Annotated in this window: 11 protein-coding genes; 6 read left to right on the top strand and 5 right to left on the bottom strand. The window is 40.6% G+C overall.

Annotated features, from left to right (window positions below; translation table 11 throughout):
* Positions 1-43 precede the first annotated feature (43 nt).
* Positions 44-1288 (top strand): MFS transporter, encoded by a 1245-nt coding sequence (locus E4635_RS09460; protein WP_135526393.1) that lies wholly within the window; start codon positions 44-46, stop codon positions 1286-1288.
* A 31-nt stretch (positions 1289-1319) separates the two neighbouring features.
* Here E4635_RS09460 and E4635_RS09455 read toward each other — a convergent pair whose 3' ends face one another.
* The 3 genes from E4635_RS09455 to E4635_RS09445 form a co-directional block, all read right to left on the bottom strand.
* Complete coding sequence (locus tag E4635_RS09455) at positions 1320-1850, bottom strand: hypothetical protein (protein ID WP_135526392.1); 531 nt, start codon at positions 1848-1850, stop codon at positions 1320-1322.
* Positions 1851-2193: 343 nt separating this feature from the next.
* Entirely contained in the window at positions 2194-4446 is a 2253-nt protein-coding gene (locus E4635_RS09450; RefSeq protein WP_135526391.1) for a M1 family metallopeptidase, read from the bottom strand.
* A gap of 133 nt (positions 4447-4579) precedes the next feature.
* Positions 4580-4861 (bottom strand): hypothetical protein, encoded by a 282-nt coding sequence (locus tag E4635_RS09445; RefSeq protein ID WP_135526390.1) that lies wholly within the window; start codon positions 4859-4861, stop codon positions 4580-4582.
* Between the two features lie 193 nt (positions 4862-5054).
* Here E4635_RS09445 and E4635_RS09440 point away from each other — a divergent pair, with 193 nt between their 5' ends.
* The 3 genes from E4635_RS09440 to E4635_RS09430 are packed head-to-tail and all read left to right on the top strand — an operon-like array spanning position 5055 to position 7035.
* On the top strand, positions 5055-5903 hold the full coding sequence (locus E4635_RS09440; protein ID WP_135526389.1) for an aldose 1-epimerase family protein: 849 nt from the start codon (positions 5055-5057) through the stop codon (positions 5901-5903).
* Positions 5904-5906: 3 nt separating this feature from the next.
* The gene (locus E4635_RS09435; protein WP_135526388.1) at positions 5907-6464 is read left to right on the top strand and encodes a GNAT family N-acetyltransferase; all 558 of its coding nucleotides are present in this window, start codon (positions 5907-5909) and stop codon (positions 6462-6464) included.
* Positions 6430-7035 (top strand): DUF3575 domain-containing protein, encoded by a 606-nt coding sequence (locus E4635_RS09430; RefSeq protein ID WP_246020739.1) that lies wholly within the window; start codon positions 6430-6432, stop codon positions 7033-7035. The genes E4635_RS09435 and E4635_RS09430 overlap by 35 nt, the downstream gene beginning before the upstream one ends.
* On the opposite strand, the gene E4635_RS09425 is transcribed toward E4635_RS09430, so the two are convergent.
* Positions 7032-7256 carry a VF530 family protein gene (locus E4635_RS09425; protein WP_135526470.1) on the bottom strand — a complete coding sequence of 75 codons (225 nt, stop codon included), beginning with the start codon at positions 7254-7256 and terminating at the stop codon, positions 7032-7034. The genes E4635_RS09430 and E4635_RS09425 overlap by 4 nt on opposite strands.
* 56 nt (positions 7257-7312) lie before the next feature.
* On the opposite strand from E4635_RS09425, the gene E4635_RS09420 reads away from it, so the two are divergent.
* Together E4635_RS09420 and smpB are read left to right on the top strand one after the other, a co-directional pair.
* Positions 7313-7798, top strand: a complete 486-nt coding sequence (locus E4635_RS09420; RefSeq protein ID WP_135526386.1) for a SixA phosphatase family protein — start codon at positions 7313-7315, stop codon at positions 7796-7798.
* 43 nt (positions 7799-7841) lie between these two features.
* The gene (gene smpB / locus E4635_RS09415; protein WP_135526385.1) at positions 7842-8297 is read left to right on the top strand and encodes an SsrA-binding protein SmpB; all 456 of its coding nucleotides are present in this window, start codon (positions 7842-7844) and stop codon (positions 8295-8297) included.
* A gap of 30 nt (positions 8298-8327) precedes the next feature.
* Here smpB and E4635_RS09410 read toward each other — a convergent pair whose 3' ends face one another.
* Positions 8328-12077, bottom strand: a complete 3750-nt coding sequence (locus E4635_RS09410) for a transglutaminase domain-containing protein (RefSeq protein ID WP_135526384.1) — start codon at positions 12075-12077, stop codon at positions 8328-8330.
* Positions 12078-12160: the final 83 nt, after the last annotated feature.

Below are 12160 nucleotides of genomic sequence, written 5' to 3'. Positions count from 1 at the left end.
GAATTATTTCCCTATTTTTGAAATCCAAACCAAAAAACCAAAAATGGAAACTTTTACCACCGACCAGAAATTAAAGCACCTGTTGTCTTTTCCTGTTATCGTAGCAGCTTTAGGTTATTTTGTAGATATTTATGATTTGCTGCTCTTCGGGATTGTGCGTGTGCCCAGCTTAAAAGACCTGCACCTTGATGCGGATACTGCCGGGACCCTGATCCTGAATTCCCAAATGATCGGCCTGCTTATTGGTGGGATCCTTTGGGGGATTTTAGGCGATAAAAAAGGAAGGCTATCGGTATTGTTCGGTTCTATCTTAGTGTATTCGTTAGCTAATATTGCCTGTGGTTTTTTGCCGCAATTCCCTTTTGAGGACAAGACATTGGTGTATGCCGTTTTACGATTCGTAGCCGGAATAGGCCTTGCCGGCGAATTAGGGGCCGGGATTACTTTGGTTTCCGAATCATTGCCTAAAGAACTGCGCGCCATTGGTACTTCTATTGTGGCTGGTTTCGGATTGTTAGGGGCCGTTGTGGCACAGCTTACCGTAGAATTGGCCGGTGACTGGACCATTGCTTATTTTATTGGCGGCGGATTGGGGCTGTTATTGCTTTTGCTCCGGGTAAGTGTCTCCGAATCGGGGATCTACAAAAACATTGAGCATTCTGAAGCGATTGAAAAAGGCAATTTCCTGTCTTTCTTTACGCATAAAGACCGTTTTATCAAATATATGAAATGCATCGCCATTGGCCTGCCTACCTGGTACTGCATCGGGATCCTGGCGGTAATGGCCAACCAGTTTGCACCGGTGATGGGCATTGCTTCCATTACACCCGGAAAAGCCATTATGTGGGCTTATGTGGGTATTTCCATAGGTGATTTTGCCAGCGGGTTTATTTCGCACTGGCTGCATTCGAGGAAAAAAGCTATTTTGTACATGATGCTTTTCACCTTGGTGGGAATCCTGCTGATGCTGTACGGCGGGACAAAATCTGAAGGGATGTATTATTTTTATTGTGGATGGCTCGGTTTGGGCACCGGATATTGGGCTATGTTCGTGACCGTTGGCGCTGAACAGTTCGGGACAAACATCAGGAGCACGGCAACCACTACTATTCCTAATATGGTCCGTGGTTTGGTGCCTGCCATGCTGTACGCTTTTGACACTCTTAAGGTTGGCAATGGTGTAATCATAGCGGCTTCAATTGTAGGTTTTATCGCTTTTTCGTTGGGGATTTATTCGACCCTGACCATTTCCGAAACCCACGGCAAGGACCTGGAATATACAGAATAAAAAAAGCTTCCGGTAATGGAAGCTTTTCTTTTTAGCTTTTCAAGATCTCCCCGTTGGGGTTGACCACCAGCTTTTTGGTTTCTTTGTCCTTTTTAATCTTGAGGGTATATTCTTTTTTGGTAACATCGCCATCTTCTTGTGTGTACAAAAATTTATCGTTTATGATTTCCCAGCCCGGAAAAGCTTTATAAACAGAATAAATAACAGCACTTGGCAATTTTACATTTTTATAAACTTCTACGACACTGATGAGTTTGCCGTTTTCATTGTAGGTTGCTGCTAAAGAACCTTTTTCAAGTTGCATGGTAACCAGGTACAATTCATAACCTTCATAATCCTTGCCCAGATCATAGGCGATAAAATTATCCTGGAGTTTCCTAACGCTGGAATCCGGGTTCCGGTCCGGTAAATAGACGGAGAAATCCTTGCCTGCGCTTTTAATAACTACTGCCGGCAATTCGTCTACATCGACATTGCCATTCGAACTACTGTTCATTTTAGATTGAGAATAAGAAAATGTATTTACAACTAAAAAAAACAAAATAATACTAATTAATCTCATAATATTTGTTTTTAGATTACTATTAAACATTTTACTTTTTTTGGCTCTAAAAATCTGTTGAAGGCATATGGTTTCTTCCCCTTTTGTTATTTAGATTTTTAAAAAAAACAACTAGTCGGCAAAATTTCAGGTAGTAGTATTGGGGGTATTCCTAAAGAATTCTTAAGTACTTGTGTAAAAGTAGTTTATATAATTTATGCTGTATGTTAATTCTTTCTATATCAAACGTTAATTAAAAACACAGGAATTAGTAAGAATCGGGGAGCGGGAATTACAAAAAAAAACTTAATAAAAACAAAAAATCCAGCCTTTAGAGCTGGATTTCATTGCATTGTAAGAGGTATTATCCTTTTGTAAAATCAAAGTTCTGGCTTCCCATTGAAAGTTTGAAACCTGTTTTCTGGTCGTTGAATTGTATGCTTACTCCTTCCGCATCTAAGGCAAACTTACCGTTTCCTTTGTCTGCAAAAGGTGCAGTTCCCTGTCCTTCGGCATGAACCATCAAATCATCATCTTCCTGTGTGATATGGATTTTAAAAGGAACCTGTTTGCTGGAATAATCGCCCAAATAAGCATCGTAAAGAATTGTCTTTTCAACACCGTTCTTCGCATTGGTCCATACATTGTTATCCGAATTCATATCCGGCAGCGCATGGTCAGGGTCTAAAGTGATGCTATCCAGTTCTTCGGTCGAATTGTATTTGAATGTCCAGGAAGTATTGCGCTCCCAGATTTCAACAGGAAGTACCGTCCTGGTTACCGATCCGCTTTTGGTTTTAACCTCAACCGTTACCGGCATAGGCATTTTCTGCAGGTTTTCGATACTGATCACGGCTCCTGATTTAGGATCGTTTTTTACATATTTTACTTTGGTTATCGCCTGGTCCAGTTTCCAGTTATTGATAAACCAGCTTCTCCAAAACCAGTTCAGGTCTTCCCCGGAAACGTTTTCCATGGTCCTGAAAAAATCATCCGGAGTCGGGTGTTTGAAAGCCCATCTGGCCACATACGTCCTGAATGCCTTGTCAAATCTTTCCTTGCCCAGCACCTGTTCGCGCAACATCGTCAGCCCGGATCCCGGTTTTTCGTATCCTAAAATGCCTAAATGAGCTTCTTTGAGCCCGTCCGGAGCGGTAAAAACAGGCTCCATTTCCGGATCCGTAAGCACTTCGGACATCCTGTGCATGTTTTTTGGGCCTTGCTTGTATTCTCCTTTGTTGAAGTCCTGTGAACTCAACGAATTGATAAACGTATTGAACCCTTCATCCATCCAGGCGAAAAGCCTTTCATTCGAACCTACGATCATCGGGAACCAGATATGCCCGAATTCGTGATCGGTCACGCCCCATAAATTATCGTTTTTGTCAGACCAGTTACAGAATACGATTCCCGGGTATTCCATCCCGCCAACATTCCCCGCCACATTGGTAGCGGCCGGATAAGGATATTCGAACCAGCGTTTGGAATAATTTTCAATGGACGATTTCGTATATTCGGTTGAACGTCCCCAGGCATCATTTCCGTTACTCTCTACCGGATAAGCAGAGATTGCCAATGATTTTTTGCCGCTTGGCAGATTGATTTTCGCCGCATCAATGATAAATGCCGCTGAAGACGCCCAGGAAGCATCACGGGAATTCTTGATTTTGAATTTCCAGGTCAATGCCGTTTTTCCAGCCGGACGCGAAGCTGTATTTCCTATTTCTTCCGCAGAACGGATCATAACGGTCTTATCGCTTTGTTTTGCCTGCTCCCAGCGTTTTTGCTGTTCGGCCGTATATACTTCGGCAGGGTTTTGCAATTCGCCCGAACAAACCACTATATGATTGGCTGGAGCTGTTATGGCTACGTCAAAATCACCATATTCGAGGTAGAATTCACCTGCGCCAAGATACGGCAGCGTATTCCATCCTTTTACATCATCGTACACACACATTCTCGGGTACCATTGCGCTACGGTAAAAACCTTTCCGTTTTTGGTATCCAGGACACCCATCCTGTCGGAACCGTATACCGGTGAGATAAAGGTAAAATCGATCTTGAATTTCACGCTGGCACCGTTCGCTTTGAGTTCTTCAGGTAAATCAACCTGCATGCGGGTATCGGTAATGGTGAATTTAGCTTCTTTTTCAATTGATTTCCCATTGGATGAAGAAACAATTGTAACGGATTTAATCGTAAAACCACCGTCAAGATCTTGTCCTTTGGCACCATTCCTGCTGCCTTTTACCGGAATGATCGCATTTCCCCTGGAATCTTTTTTGAATAAATTCTGATCCAGCTGCATCCAGACAAAGCCTAATTTATCCGGGCTGTTGTTCGTGTACGTGATAAGGGCCGAACCTGAAATTTCATTTTTAGCTTCGTTCAAAACGGCTGTCAGGTTGTAATCGGCGCGGTTTTGCCAGTATTTTGGCCCGGGCTGGCCGCTTGCCGAACGTGTCTCGGAAGCATTTTTGGTGTAAAAACCAGGCGCAAAAGCGTCGTGGTAATTGTAAACTGAAGTAGTCGTGCTACCTTGGTTTTGCTGGGCATTTATCGAATAAGCCCCAAGCAAAAGTGCTCCGAGGAACACTTTGGATAATTTTGATTTCATAGTTTTTTGATTAATTGATTGATGAATCAATTAGAATAGGGATTAACTTTTTTGTTACAATTTTTCTGTAAAAATCAAACATAAAAAAACACCGACAATATCGGTGTTTTATAACTAAATTCAAATATAATAATTAAATAGATTTATAGATCCTGTTAATAGGTATCACCACACCTTGTTTTAAGATTATTTTCTCGTCCGTGACTCCCCAGATGGTCGTTTCCACCACCCGCTTTGAAGAATCGTCCTCAAAGAAAATCTTGGTTTTGGAATGTTCTAAATTCCCTAATAATAGAGCCCTGTCCAAATCGACATGTCTTTGTTCGATTTCTTCTTTGTCATCTAACACATCATTTCCTGGAAAATGCAAACTGGTGATTGCTTCTTTTTCGATTGTTTCAAAATCAATGTTCATAATATTTGCGTTAAAGTTTTAATAATAAATTTGAGGAGTGATAAATTTAATAAAAATTCAATAACAACAATATCATTTTATGATTTTATATGCTTTTAAAATGTTAAATTTTTATATTTTACAAAAAACAAAGGTAAATACTTCATAAAAAAGCATAAAGTAATACCTTGCAGTTTCAAAAAGAAAATGTTTGATGAAAATCGAAATCCAAAATCAGGGCTTTTCAGCAGAAATCAATTCGCTGGGTGCCGAATTGACACGCCTTGATCAAAACAACTTCAATTATATCTGGACCGTTGACAAGGCATTTTGGGACAAGACCTCCCCTGTCCTCTTTCCGGTTGTAGGCAAGCTTAAAAACGATTCTTATACCATAGACGATGGGTTATTTTCGCTATCCAGGCATGGGTTTGCCAGGGATTTTGATTTTGAAGTACATCAGAAAACAGAAAATTCCGTAACCTTTTCATTGCGGGAAAACCCACAGACTTTATTGCACTACCCTTTTGCATTCGAACTGCAAATCGGGTATACGCTCCTGCAAAATACATTGGTTATCGAGTATTTCATCACGAATAATGCTGCGGGGAAAATGCCTTTTTCGATAGGCGCGCATCCTGCTTTTACCATTGATGGCGCTTTTGAAGACTATGCCCTGGTATTTGAAAACGATCAGGAACTGCTTCGGCACGAACTGGAAAATGGGTTGTTTTCAGGTAAAACATCGGCCATTCTGCTCCAGGATAAGACATTACCTTTGCATTATTCATTATTTGAAAAAGATGCTTTGGTTTTTAAAAAACTAAAATCAAAATATTTAACGATTCTTAAAAACAATAATCCATTTTTAAAAGTTACTTTTGGGAACTTTCCTTCCCTTGGGATCTGGACAAAACCGGACGCGCCTTTTCTGTGTATCGAACCCTGGCAGGGTTATGCAGATGCGGCAGATGCTAACGGGGCCATTTTTGAAAAAGAAGGAATATTGGTTTTAGACCAAGGCCAGACGTATAAAGCTTCATTTGCAATAGAAATGCTATAAATCATGAGTACTATTTCCTTTCCTGCCTTTACAACAATTACCACCGAAAGGCTGGTCCTTCGCCAAATTACTGTTGATGACGCGAACGAAATGTTCGCCCTTCGTTCCAATCCCGAGATTATGAAATACATTCCCCGGGAAATGCCCAAAACCGTTGAGGATGCGATAAAACATATTGCGTTTATGGAAGACCTGTACCAGAAAAACGAGTGCATGAACTGGGCGATTTGCCTAAAAGAGGACAATGTGCTTATTGGGAATATCGGTTATTTCCGAATGCAGGCTGAAAACCACCGGGCCGAAATCGGTTATATGCTTTCTACTGATTTCCATGGAAAAGGGATCATGCAGGAAGCCTTGTCTGCGGTATTAAAATTTGGGTTTGACGAAATAAAGCTGCATTCTATTGAAGCGGTTACCGATCCTGAAAATTTTTCATCCTGGATGCTTCTGGAAAAAAACGGGTTTATCAGGGAAGGCCATTTTAAGGAAGATACTTTTTGGCAGGGAGAATACCTGGACAGTTATGTGTATTCGCTTTTACAACCTAAACAATCCTAACGCACCGATATTTATCATGTTTCAGAAAAAAATACTCTTTTTCTTGTTGTTGGTTTCAGGAATAACCCAGGGCCAGACCTATATTAAAGCCAATGCCGTAACTACTTTGGCACTTATCCCTAATTTTGGTATTGAGACCCCGATTGCAGAAAAATTCACTTTTCAGGCGGACGTAACGGCTTCTTTCTGGAAATCCATAAAAAACGGGCCATTCCAGTTTGTGTTGGTCATCCCTGAAGTCCGGTACCATTTCAACAGCAATACAAATGGGTTTTACGTAGGCGGCCACATCGGCGGCGGGACTTTTAAACTCCAGAAATGGGACTATACCAATACTTTATACTACCAAAAAGGGATTAATTATGTCGTGGGCGGAACCATTGGGTACCAAAAAGAAATTTCCAAAAAATTGGCGCTTGATATCTTTATCGGAGGCGGATCGCAGCAGGCTTTTTACCATGGCTATTACCTGGATACCAACCAGCGGTACGAAGGTGCCCAAAAATACAACAAAAGCGGCGAATGGCTGCCTTACCGCGGCGGCATCATGCTTTGCTACAAACTCGATTAAAACCGGGATGCTGTCCTGATGTATAATTCTTCTACTTTTTTTCGGGCCCAATCGGTCTTCCGCAAAAAAGCAAGGCTGGATTTGATGCTTGGATTGTGGGTAAAACACCTGATTTTTATCAATTCCCCTAAAGTATCGAAACCGTAATAAGCAACCAGTTTTTCCAAAACCTGTTGTAAAGTTATGCCGTGTAACGGGTCTTTTGAAATCTTGTTTTCCATGGCATAAAGGTACGAAATCAAAAAATAGTGTACTTTTATACTAAAAAATAATTCCCATGAAAATAGCCCTGGCCACTTTTGCCTTGTTCCTTACCCAACTTGTATTCGCCCAAAATAAAACGACTACGTATTATCTGATCCGTCATGCGGAAAAAGCGGACAATTCCAGGAATCCCGATTTGTCAGCAGCCGGAACGGAAAGAGCTGTAAACTGGAACCGTATTTTTGCAGCGATTCCCTTTGATGCCATTTATAGTACCGATTACAAAAGAACCTTGCAGACCGCAACGCCTACAGCCGAAAAAAACAAGGCGCAGATTATTCTTTACAACCCTCAAGTCCTCTCATTCCCTGATTTCAAAAAAAGCACTTCGGGCAAAACCGTTTTAATTGTAGGCCACAGCAATACGATTCCTGCTTTTGCCAACCAGCTTATCGGCAAAACAATATATAACGACATAGAAGACACTGTTTTCGGGAATTTATACATTATTACGGTCAATGGTGATTCGGTTACGCATCAATTATTGAAATTGCCTTAATTCTGTTGTTCTTTCTTCAATTTGTTTATACATTTGCAATCCCATGCTAAAAACAGTCAACATACTTAATAAAAGAGCCCGATTCGAGTACGAGATCATCGATCGGTACACGGCCGGGATTGTCCTGACCGGGACAGAAATAAAATCGATCCGGTTAGGGAAAGCGGGAATCGCCGAAAGTTTTTGCGAATTCCAGAACAATGAGCTTTTTGTCATTAATTCCACTATTGAAGAATACCATTTTGGGAACCAGTTCAACCACAGGCCTAAAAGCGAACGCAAACTATTGCTGAACAAACGCGAACTGAAAGGTCTTTTCAAAGATGTGCAGAACAAAGGTTTGACCATTATCCCCTTGCGATTGTTTACCAACGAAAAAGGGATGGCCAAACTGGACATTGCGCTTTGCCGCGGAAAGAAAAACTTCGACAAGCGGGAAACCATAAAAGACCGTGACAACAAACGCGATTTGGACCGGATCAAAAAAGAATACAAATAAAAAAGCCCACCATAACGGTGGGCTTTCGTTTTATTTGAATCCTACGATCTGCTCTTCGGTTTCAATAACATTCTCCACGAATTTCTTATAATTCGAGTAATCTGCCGTTGGGATATTATCCCATGGAATAGAAACTTTACGGGTTACTTTCAACGAATTTTTATTGATCAGCTCAAAAGCGATGGAATAATTATGATCTTTGAAATTCAGCGTTTTGTTCTCCGGGATTTCAGAGAAAGTCTTATCTGCCGGGATATTCAGGATGACTTCCGAATCGTATTCGTTATTGTTTTCGTACCCTAAATAATTGATGTCAAAATGCCTTGTTTCTGTCGAAATGATATCTCTGGTATACGCATTGTCGATAAACGGGATTTCAGTGATCTTAAGGCTTCCCACCTTCTGAAGGCTTTCCGAAATAGAAAATTTGGATTCATAGGCGATTTCTTTATCGAATACTTCGTTCGAAAGCAATTTGATGGATTGCAATGAAACCACTTTTTTAAGCCTGGTATTATAATTACTCTCCAATTCCTTCTTACGGACATCTTCAGTCGTGGACGTTGAGAACAATTCGTTATAGTACGATTTGGTCGCGCCTTGGATGAAGTGTTTGTTCACAAAGGTTTTCGATTTATCGTCAATGGTTACCACAGAATTGGTCCTGGCCACATTATGAAGTGCATTGACAAACGGGATATTGATCAGTTTCGAATTTTCGTTTATCGATTTATCGAAAGAAATAACCAGGGCATTGGCCTTGTACAACGATACCGGCAAAGCTTTGAAAGGCAGGTATTTGTCTGTAAGTTCCAAAAACACTTCCTTATTATCAATGGTAGTCCTTACGATGCAATGATTGAAATCCCTGGACGGAAGCTTCATCGAATTAAAACCGTTGTCATTGGTAAGCACCAAAACCAGGTTTGATTGTAAGCCCGCCAGTTCCGACAAGGCTACAAACAAAGTGGAAACGTCTTTGCAATCACCTAATTTAGTGGTAATCGTTTTGGAAGGTTTTTGCGGCACATATCCGCTTTGCCTGAAATCAAGCGAACTGTATTTGATGTTCGTCCCGATGTAGGTATAGATTTTCTTGGCAATTTCTTCCTGCGGCATTCCCTGCACTCCTTTTGGGAAAATCTCTGCAAAGGCCGTTTTGGTTATCTTATCCGTTTTCAGGTTCTTTTTTACCAGGTCTGCATACCAATTCGATATTTCCTTCCATGACTTGATGGTTCCTACACGGACAATGTTTGTCAGGTCGTTAAAATTCGGGGAATAGCTTTCCTGCAAGGCAATGGCTTCAATATTGGTACGTTTCCAGACGGTACAGGTCTTATTGTTTATTTTTTTGGTGGTAAACGGAATCGGTCCGTTGGAAAAATCAGTAATATATTTCAGGTCTGAAGGATGGATCAATGTGAAAGAAGCTTCCATTGATGGGTAAGTACTGTTAAAGTAGCACGAAATATTGAAATCCTTATAAAAACGCCCTGAGGAATTTTCATAACGCTCATACTCCACATGCACGATATCCCCGATTTTCAGGTTTGGGAAAACCAGCATGTTATCTCCTTTTTCGGCAGGAATGATAGAACCGTCCGGCTTGATGATCTCTGATTTGAGGATTGTATTGTTCATGTCAAGGGAATATTCCTTCATTTCTTCGATACCGCTTTCGGCAGTAATCTCATACAGATAGGTTACTTTTGATTTCCTTCCGCCTTCGGGTAAAACATTTACGATGTATTCATCCAGCAAGGTAACTACCCCGTAATCGCTTTTCAGCTTCGAATTCCTTCTGGCTGCGGCTACTTTGTAGATATCCTTTGTGGCAACCTGCTCGATTTCATCCGGTGTTTTGGTGATGTCGTACAATTGCTTTCTCAAAGCGCTGTTGCCTGAATTGTGCACCAAGGATTTACGGATGTATTTTTCCGCTTCCTTATCGTTTTTCATCAGGCTGTAAATGTTGGCTTTTCTTTCAAAATTCACAAAAGAATACGGGAAATAAGCCAAATTCTCATCAATCAGTGCCAATGCTTTTTCGTATTGGTTTTCATTGATAAGCATCCCGATATAATCGTCCCTGAAACTATTGATGTAAGGGTAACCGTTAATTCTGTCGGTAATGATTTTCTTCACATCCTCTTTCCTGTTCAGGTCATTGTAGTGGCCCATCAGCAAATTGTTTACCTCATAAATATCCTTGTCTTTGGCCATACCTTCCAAAATGGAAATGGCTTTAGTCTTGTCATCCTTCAGTTTGATGTAAAGGTTGGCTATCAGGATCTGGAACTTTTCATTATTGAAAGAATTCTTGTTGATTTCTTCAATATAACGGAGCATTCCGTCAATATCTGCTTTTCTGGAAGCCAGCATAAATTCGAACATCAACTGATAGTACTGCTGTTTGTATTGCTTGGAACGGTCCCTGTATTTTTCCAGTTCCTGGACAGAAGTTGAAGTAAGCCATTCGCTGTCCAGCAATTTATAAAGCGTATTGTAATGGTACTCTTCGTCTTTGCTTTCCATGTTTTTCATGATCTCCTGGATCTTTTGCCTTTCGTCACCCAACATATCATAATAACGGATAAAATACGTCCCGATAAAAGAACTGTTTGGGTATTTCTGCTCCAGCCCTTCAATAGCTTCAAAAGCTTTTGTTTTTTTGAAATTGGATTCGTAAACCGTAAACTGGTATAGCTTATACAACACATTACCCGGGTTTTTCGCTACTAAATCATCGAAGTATTTTTCGTAATCCAACGGAATTTCCTCCGCTTCATAAGTATCAGTTGTAGCCACCGCATAAGGTTGGTACGTATTGCTGAATTTCAGGTCTTTGGCCAGTGTAAAATCTGTATTTTTAACCTGCGCCGAAAAATAATCGCTTCCGGATCCTACTTCAATCTTGAACAAAAGCCTGTTGTTGCCTTTTTCCAATGGAATCTTAATACTGTAAGCATCCAGGTTTGTTCTTTTTATGTCCTGGTTTACGTATATTTCCTTATCGTTCAGGAATATTTTCAGGCCTTGGTTGGCACCAAAGCTCAAAATGTAGTTTTTCTTTTCCGCCGATTGGATAAAAGTCTGGGCATAGATGACACCGTTGCCGTATTCTCCTTCATTTTCAAAAAAGTGGTACGGATCGTCCTGTGTTTTTTTAGGGATATACCACCCTACAAACCCATTGCTGTTAGCGTCGAACAACTTATCGCTTTTAGGGTATAATTCCGGCTCATAATCAATGTCCAGGCCACTTCCGTTAAGGTTTTCAAATACGCCGCAAAACTGCCATTGGTCTATGCATCCCAGTTCTTTGAATGACTGCAATGATTTTTCGTATTGCTTTCTCCTTCTTTCAAAAACAGCCTTACGGTATTTTACGATAGGTAGATCTTTGAATTTTGGCGAAGAAGACAAAAAGTCGATTTTCGCATAAGTCAGATCGTTATAGGTATCTTCTTTTACATCACTTAAAACCATGCTCCTGTTAATAAACGGAGCGATATAATATTGGGAATTAGGCAATTTTTCCAGGTTCCTGATAAGGGTGTCGTCAAAATCAATCTTTCCGGATTCCTGGTCGATAAGAGCATCCAGGAAAAGCAAATCGATCGAACCAGTCTTGGTTTTCTCAAACTGCTTGTCAAACAGTTTCCTGGCTTCCTGTCTTTGGTTGTTGATCAGCAGCGTCAGGACATTGGAATAATCTGCCTGGGAATAAATGAAATTAGTGCAAAATAATAAAACAAAAAGAGTAATTTTTTTCATGCTTGAATGTTAATAATAATGCCGCAAATATGATGATTTAATTTCTATTTTCAGAATACTGCCCGGAATTAACAGCCTCTTTC

The organism is Flavobacterium humi (assembly GCF_004745595.1).
In the GTDB taxonomy this organism is placed as follows: Bacteria; Bacteroidota; Bacteroidia; order Flavobacteriales; family Flavobacteriaceae; genus Flavobacterium; species Flavobacterium humi.
Note: the sequence above shows the minus strand (reverse complement) of the source record. Positions and strands in the feature narration are given on the sequence as shown.